Genomic DNA, 7308 nt, shown 5'->3' with positions numbered 1-7308 from the left:
GAGAGCGGCACAGCCAAATCGCGGGGACGCTCTCGGGCGGCGAGCAGCAGATGGTCGCCATCGGCCGGGCGCTCATGACCCATCCCAAGCTCATCCTGCTGGACGAGCCGTCGCTGGGGCTGTCGCCCAAGTTCGTCTCGCTGATCTTCGACACGCTCGCCGAGATGAAGCGCGCCGGCTACACGCTGATGGTGGTAGAGCAGAACGCGGCCAAGGCCCTGGCCGTCGCGGACCGGGCGTATGTCCTCGAACTGGGGCGCAACCGCTTCGAGGGCACGGGGGCGGCCCTGTTGGCCGACCCGGACGTCAAACGGCTTTACCTTGGCGGCTGATTTCTGTATCGTGTAGCGGGTTCAAAGGGGGAGAGAGACTCGAATGGATCGGTTCTTGCGGCTCAGCGGGGCCGCCTATCTCGTCGTTGCGGTCCTGTTCATCGGAGTCCTGGCCGGTTTCCCGAGCTGGGCAGCCAAGAATTCCGCCAAGGCGACCCTAAAGGCGACCCAGGTCGCTGTAGCCGCGGTCCCGGCGGCGCCCAAGGCGCCCGCCGTCGATCACGCCGCCGGCGGGCATTCGGCCACCGCCCACCCGGAGATCCTCGAACGGGGTAAGCACATGTTTGTCCAGTACTGCGCCTCCTGTCACGGGGACGCGGGCAAGGGTGACGGGCCCGGCGGCGCCAACCTGGCCGTCAAGCCCCAGGACCTCAGCGTGGGCGCGGTCATGAACCCGCTGCCCGATGAGTTCCTCCACCGGGTCATTGCGGACGGGCCGCAGTCCGTCGGGCTCTCCGCGCTGATGCCGCCCTTCAGGCCTCAGCTTGGCGACCGGCAGATCAACGAGATCATTGTGTACGTTCGGTCGCTTGCCCAGCCCGCCTACGATCCGGCCAAGGTCCTGCCCGTCACGGCCACGCGCGAGGGGCCGGTGCAGCCCATCTTCTTCAGCCACGTCATCCACACGGGCTCCTACCAGATCGCCTGCCAGTACTGCCACGCGGGCGCGCGCCGTAGCAGCGACGCCGGGGTGCCTTCGGTGGAGAAGTGCATGGGCTGTCACAAGATCGTAGCCGCGCAGGGCAACGAGCAGGTCCAGAAGCTCCACGGCTATTGGAACAAGCAGCAGCCGATCCCGTGGGTGCGGGTTTTCCGGATCCCGGAGTTCGCGCAGTTCCCGCACAAGAACCACATCCAGGCGGGGCTCGTCTGCCAGACTTGCCACGGCCGCATCGAGGCGATGGAGCAGGTGCACGCCACGACGGGCCAGAATCACCTCAACGACGTGATGAACCTGGCGGGCATGCCGGTGCCGGGGCCCAAGCTGACCATGGGCTGGTGCGTCGAGTGCCACCGCGCCGTGAACGAGAAGGGCGTGCAGGCGGTGCAGCCGACGCCCGCTGCGTGGGGCGCGGCGCCGCGGCCCGCGACGGCTGACGACACGAAGAAGCGCAACGCGCCGCTCGAGTGCGTCGCCTGCCACCATTGATCGTCATTGATCCTCAACATGCCTGTGGCATGTTGACCGTGGGCGAAGCAGGTTAGGGCAGCCCGCGTCCCGAGTCCCTCGTCGCCCCCTCACCCGGCCCTCTCCCCCTCGCGGGGGAGAGGGTTTCTGTTTGTCCCCCTCTCCCCTCAGGGGAGAGGGCAGGGTGAGGGGTGGTGTACGATAGCCGCCGTGCCGGTGCTGGAAGGGGAGCTTCGGATCTAGCTGAGGATCGCGGTCAGGCTGCGGAGGTCGGGGCAGCCGTCGAGGCCTTCGACCATCTCGCGTACGGACTCGACGCGATCCTCGGACAGGACGATGCGCGCGCAGTCTCTGAACTTGTCCCTCAGCTGATCCATCGAGAGCGGCAGGCCCGGGTGTCCCGGCACGGCCCTGGGCGCGATGGCCAACTCCCGCCCGTCACGCAGGCGCACCGTCATGCGCGTCCACATGTGGCGCTCCAGGTCTCCCGGGATGCCCTGGTCCACGACCACGCGCACGCGCTTCATCAGCCCCGTGATGGCCGGATCGTCCGTCTTGTCGTCGCGGAATGTTGCGATGCCGACCCGCCCCTCGCAGAGCGCCGCGGCCGCCGTGAACTCGCCCGAGAACTTGGCCTCGAGGCCGTTCCGTGGGTTGGAATGGATGAGGATGCGCGGGACCGCGGCGTTGACGCCCACCGTGACCTGCTCCACCTGCTCGTGGGTGAAGCCGTGGGTGCGCCTGAGCTCCAGCGCGCTGTCGATGATGGAGTGCGTGCACGCGCAGGAGGGATACGGCTTGACGGCCACGCCCGTCTTGAGAATCTTCCACGGCGCGCCGAGTGTTTCGAGCGCGCCCTCGTCGCGCTTGCCCGCGCCCAGCACCGCGAAGTAGCCCTGCGGCCCTTCGAGCGCCTGCTCCGAGGCCGTGAAGCCCTCGCGCGCGAGCAAGGCCGAGAGCACGCCGCTCCGCGCCGCGTGCCCAGCGTGAAAAGGCTTGGTCATGGTGCCGAAGTTTTCCTTGAGCCCCGAGGCCTGGCTGGCCGCGACGGCCAGGGCTGCGCGCGTCTGCTGCGCGTCGAGGCCGAGAAGACGCGCCGCCGCCGCCGCCGCGCCCATCGTTCCGAGCGTGCCGGTGGCGTGGAAGCCCTTTTCGTAGTGCGGTGGATTCATGACCTCGGCCAGCGTGGTCTCGACCTCGAAGCCCAGCAGGAAGGCGTGGACCAGAGACCGGCCGTCGGCCAGCGCCAGCTCGCCCGCCGCCAGCGCCGCCGAGAGCACGGGCGCCGATGGGTGGCCCATCATGGCGAAGTTGGTGTCGTCGAAGTCGAGCGCGTGCGCAGCCGTGCCGTTGGCAAGCGCGGCCCACACGGCGCCGGTGCGGAGTGACGTGCCGACCACCGTGGCGAGAGGCGCGCCGCCCTCTGATCGGGCGATCTCCGTCACGATGCGGGCCGCCGGCTCGACCGAGCCCGCGAGCATGACGCCGAGGCAATCGAGGATGGCCCGGCGGGCCGCGACCACGGCCTCGGCGGGGCAGTCCTCCCAGCGGCTCTTGGCGACGAATTCGGCGATCGTCGAGGTGGCGCGCATGGGCCGAGCCTATCACAGGTCTGCTATCATCGCCCGGTGACCATGGGCCCGATGACTTCGGTGTTGCGGTGTACGCTGCTCGCCGCGCTGGTGCTCGCGCCCGCTCACGCGCACGCGCAGATCTTCATCGCCTCGCGCCCCGATCCGCCCTTCGCCATCGGCCCGTTGTCCATTCGCGCAACGGTCACGCCCTCGCTAACCCCGGTTGACCTGGAGGTGCGCTGGTCGCTCGACATCCCGCCCGGCAAGAGCCGTGCGGGGATCGAGCAGGACATCTTCCTCCTCTGGCCCGGCGAGGTCACGAACCCGCAAGGCCGCGCGGCGGGGGACAAGGCGCTGGCGCAGTACGTTGAGAAGCGCGGTTTTGCAGTCGTCGGCGACGGCCGCCTCCCGCTCTACGCCCAAAACATCTACGCCGAGGGGGCCGAGGCCGCGCCCCAGCCCGTCGGCGAGGCGATCTACGTCACCTTCGTCCAGGACAGCCAGGCGCTGGGCTTGAGCTCGGCGGCAACGTGGATCCGCATCCCCTGGACACCGCAGATGGCCAACGCCACCTACATGATGACCCTGCTCATGCGCGTGAGCGGCGTCATCAAGCCGCGCCAGCTCCACTGGTACGAGAGCGTGTTCACCGGCGAGCGCCACGAGTTCTCGCTGTCGTTCAACGAGGTGCGAGACCGGCCGATCTTCCCCATGTACGCGGAGCACCGCGACCGAGCGGTCCGCCTGGCCGACGCGCCCGCCGAGCTGGTGGTGCACTTCACGCACTCGGACCACCTGCGCATCGAGCAGGTGTACCCGCCGACGAGCATCCGCCGGCTCAGCGAGACGCTCGAGAGCACGGAAGTGGTGTCGCTTTTCATGGGCGCGGCCGAGGGCATCGTGCCCCAGCACATGAGCGTGCAGTTCGGGTACTTCTCGCGGCTCCAGGGGCTGATGATCGTGCTGATCCCGCTCCTGCTGCTGGCCGCGGGCCCCGCGCTCGGTCCTGCCATCGGGCGCGCGATGCCCGTGCTGCTGGCGCGGGTGCGGGCGCGGCTGCACCTGGGCGCGTCGGGGGCGAGTCCGCGGTCGCGCGGGGTAGTGCTCGCGCCCGAGACGCTGGACCGCATCGTGCCGGGCAAGACCTCGCGCGAGGACGTCTTACGGTTGTGCGGGGGGGAGGTCGAGGAGGAGGAGCGGCGCGACCAGCCCGATCGACGCGTTCTCATCTACCGCGGCTGGCGCGCCGTGCCCGAGACGCGCCGACGCATGAAATGGGTCGCCACTGTCGAGGCGTGGGAGATCTTCGTGCAGGAGGCGCGCATAGAGATCGAGCGCGACGTCGTCAAGGACGTCCAGGTGTTGATCCGGCGGAGCCGCGGCTCCAAGCCTGAGCCGCCCGCGGAGAGCCGCCAATAAGGACACAAAGCAATTGACGTTCCCCCAGCATGGCGACTAGAGTCCCCCTGCGTCCGAGCGTCGCAGCCGAGTTTGAGCGGATCTCAGCCTCATGACGGGTCATCGTGCCGAAGGAGCCATCCCATGAGACGGCAGGGCGCGAAGTGGGTGGGCGTGCTCGCGATCGCCGTCGCGCTCCTGCCGGGGTGCGCGCTGACCACGCACTTCGCCTACACGAACACGGAGCTCACGGCCGAGTCGCCGCCGATGCCCCAGGCGTCGTTCGAGATCAGGAAGAGAGAAGACGTCAAGCAGTACAAGAACGTGCTCGTCTTGCTGGCCCTCTCCGGGGGCGGCTCCCGCGCGGCCTACTTCTCCGCCCGCGCCATGCTCGCTCTCGAGAAGGTGCCCGCTCCCCAGGGCCCCCCGCTCAACGTGCTGAAGGAAGTGGACCTGATCTCTTCGGTGTCCGGCGGCTCCCTCGCTGCGGCCTACTACGCCAGCAGTTTTGATCCGGGGGCGCGCGAGGTTGCTGACGGTCGGCGAGTCTGGGACAAGGACACGGTGACGGATCTGATGGGCCGCGACTACATCGCCCGGTGGATCGGCAACTGGTTCTGGCCGGTCAATATCGCCAAGTTCTGGCTCACGGCCTTCGACCGGACGGACATCATGGCACAGACGTTCGCCGACAATTTCTTCGATTTGACGACGACGGGCACCGACCTGCGTTTCCATGACCTGAATCCCACGCGTCCCAACCTGGTCCTCAACTCCACGGTCGGCAGCCGGGACTACCGCACGAGCGATCCGCCGAGCGCCGTAACGTTCGGTACGGTCTTCACGTTCACGTCAGAGGACTTCACCGTGAAGCTCAACTCGGACATCTCGGAGTACGAGCTGGCCCGGGCGGTGATGGCATCGGCGACCTTTCCGGCGGTGTTCAACTACATGACGCTGCGGGACTTTCACGTTTCCCCCGGCTGTCAAGATACGGGCCAGGGGTGCTACGTGCACCTGTTCGACGGCGGGAACTTCGACAATCTTGGGCTCGCCAGCGTCAAGCGCACCCTCCTGTCGAATCACGCCAAGGTCGTGGGCCAGTACGACCGCATCGTGGTCGTCTTGGTCGATGCGTTCCGCCCATCGACCGGTGTCAACCCAGCCTCGGCCGACCCGCGGGGCCTGCTCAGCTACTTCGTCGACACGGACTTCCTCGACGCCACCGACTCGCTGCTGGAGGCCAACCGCCAGCGCATCCTGGACCAATTTTTCTCCCGGACGATCGCCGCTTCTGCCAGACCCAAGGATTGCTGGCGGGACAGCCTGCCCGACCACGCCTGCCCGGCCAGGTGGACGGAGGACGAGCGCGAACGAGTGACCGGCCAGATGCGGGAGAAGCTGTTTTTCTTCCACGTGGCGTTCGAGGCCGTGACGAAACTCGAGCTGAAGGACAGCTTGAACGCCATCCCCACAACGTTCCGCCTCGAGAAGGAGGAGACGAAGGCGATCGAAGAAGGTGTGGCGAACCTATTTGCGCCGACCGGGGGTGAGGCTTTCGACTGCGTGCGCCGGCTCGGCGAGGTTCTCTCCATCCCGGGGAGCAGTCCGGTGGTCGGGGGAAATACGTGGTGCGGCTTCTTTAGTCCCGGCGAGCAGCAAAAGCAGAAAGAACTCCGGAAGACCCGCTGATCGCGCTCGGAGTGTTCACGCCGGTTGAGGCGCTGGGTCTCAAGGACGGTTCACAACGACCCACCGCGGCTTGACCCCGCCTCGCGCGAGGACTACACTCCCGGAACGTTCCGTGTGGGAGATGTGCCTATTGCGCTCGAGCGGGAGGCTGTGACGTGACGTGTCCGCGCTGCCAGGCCACGAGCCGCGAGGGCGCCCGGTTCTGCGAGCAGTGCGGCGCGCGCCAGGCGCGGGCGTGTCCGTCCTGCGGCGCCGAGGTGGCGGCCGAGGCGCGCTTCTGCGGCGGCTGCGGCGCGGCGCTGACGGCGGGCGCTCCCGCGACGGGCCGCTTCGCCGACCCTCAGACGTACACCCCCAAGCATCTCGCCGACAAGATCCTCACCACGCGCGCCCAGCTCGAGGGCGAGCGCAAGCTCGTCACCGTGCTCTTTGCCGACGTCAAGGGCTCGATGGAGCTCCTGGCCGACCGCGATCCCGAAGAGGCGCGCAAGATCCTCGACCCTGTCCTCGAACGAATGATGGAGGCGATCCACCGCTACGAAGGCACCGTGAACCAGGTCATGGGCGACGGGATCATGGCCCTCTTCGGCGCGCCGGTCGCCCACGAGGACCACGCCGTGCGCGCCTGCCACGCCGCGCTGCGCATGCAGGAGACGGTCGGCTGGTACGCGGACGAGCTGCGCCGCAGCCAGGGCATCGACGTCCAGATCCGCGTCGGGCTCAACTCGGGCGAGGTCGTGGTCCGCGCGATCGACAGCGACCTGCACATGGACTACTCCGCGATCGGCCAGACGACGCACCTCGCCGCGCGGATGGAGCAGTTGGCCCGGCCGGGCACGGCGCTGATGACCAAGTATGTGCTGCGACTGGCCGAGGGGTATATCGAAGTCCGGCCGTTGGGGCCGGTGCCGGTGCGGGGACTCGCTGAGGCGGTGGAGATCTTCGAGATTGTCCGCGCCGGGGCTGTCCGCTCGCGGCTGCAGGCGGCGGCCGCGCGCGGGCTCACGCCCTTCGTCGGGCGCGACGGCGAGCTGGGGCGCCTGCGCGAGACGCTCGAGAAGGCGCGGGCGGGGCAGGGGCAGATCGTGGCGGTGTCGGGTGAGCCCGGCGTGGGCAAGTCGCGCCTCTTCTGGGAGTTCACGCACTCGCACCGGACGCACGGCTGGCTCATCCTCGAGAGCTC

6 protein-coding genes are annotated in these 7308 nt (G+C 68.5%); 5 read left to right on the top strand and 1 reads right to left on the bottom strand.

The window, feature by feature from the left end:
• Both VGV06_09475 and VGV06_09470 read left to right on the top strand, forming a co-directional pair.
• Positions 1 to 332, top strand: a 332-nt coding sequence (locus VGV06_09475) for an ATP-binding cassette domain-containing protein (GenBank protein ID HEV2055389.1), incomplete at its 5' end; no start/stop codon positions are given.
• A gap of 43 nt (positions 333 to 375) precedes the next feature.
• Positions 376 to 1482: a cytochrome c3 family protein gene (locus tag VGV06_09470; GenBank protein HEV2055388.1), complete on the top strand. Its 1107-nt coding sequence runs from the start codon at positions 376 to 378 to the stop codon at positions 1480 to 1482.
• A gap of 218 nt (positions 1483 to 1700) precedes the next feature.
• Here VGV06_09470 and VGV06_09465 read toward each other — a convergent pair whose 3' ends face one another.
• On the bottom strand, positions 1701 to 3053 hold the full coding sequence (locus VGV06_09465) for an MmgE/PrpD family protein (protein HEV2055387.1): 1353 nt from the start codon (positions 3051 to 3053) through the stop codon (positions 1701 to 1703).
• 51 nt (positions 3054 to 3104) lie between these two features.
• On the opposite strand from VGV06_09465, the gene VGV06_09460 reads away from it, so the two are divergent.
• The 3 genes from VGV06_09460 to VGV06_09450 form a co-directional block, all read left to right on the top strand.
• Positions 3105 to 4454, top strand: coding sequence for a hypothetical protein (locus VGV06_09460; GenBank protein ID HEV2055386.1), 1350 nt, complete (start codon positions 3105 to 3107; stop codon positions 4452 to 4454).
• A 123-nt stretch (positions 4455 to 4577) separates the two neighbouring features.
• Positions 4578 to 6125, top strand: a complete 1548-nt coding sequence (locus VGV06_09455) for a patatin-like phospholipase family protein (GenBank protein HEV2055385.1) — start codon at positions 4578 to 4580, stop codon at positions 6123 to 6125.
• 155 nt (positions 6126 to 6280) lie between these two features.
• On the top strand, positions 6281 to 7308 hold a 1028-nt coding region (locus VGV06_09450), incomplete at its 3' end, for an adenylate/guanylate cyclase domain-containing protein (GenBank protein HEV2055384.1).

This window comes from Candidatus Methylomirabilota bacterium (genome assembly GCA_035936835.1).
Lineage (GTDB): Bacteria > Methylomirabilota > Methylomirabilia > Rokubacteriales > CSP1-6 > AR37.
Note: the sequence above shows the minus strand (reverse complement) of the source record. Positions and strands in the feature narration are given on the sequence as shown.